Source organism: Pseudomonas persica, assembly GCF_900291015.1.
Classification (GTDB): domain Bacteria; phylum Pseudomonadota; class Gammaproteobacteria; order Pseudomonadales; family Pseudomonadaceae; genus Aquipseudomonas.
In genome coordinates this window covers 1-243 of record NZ_OLKL01000321.1, presented here as the reverse complement: position 1 = coordinate 243, position 243 = coordinate 1, and the positions used below count along the sequence as shown (strand labels likewise).

1 pseudogene is annotated in these 243 nt (G+C 65.0%); it reads left to right on the top strand.

The annotated features are described in order from the left end of the window. Positions 1–243 (top strand): annotated as a pseudogene (locus tag FQ664_RS26735) (alpha-D-glucose phosphate-specific phosphoglucomutase); the annotation flags it as partial.

Sequence of the window (243 nt, the reverse complement as noted above, 5' to 3'; positions counted from 1 at the left end):
CCATTAGCCAGGCGATCTGCCTGTACCGCCAGGAAAAAGGCATCGATGGCCCGCTGTTCATCGGCGCCGATACCCACGCCCTTTCAGCGCCGGCGACCGCCAGCGCTCTGGAGGTGCTGGCCGCCAATGGCGTGCAGGTGATGCTGTCCAAGGATGACGAATACACGCCTACGCCGGCGGTTTCCCACGCCATCCTCTGCCACAACCGTGGCCGCACGCAGGGCCTGGCTGACGGTATCGTCA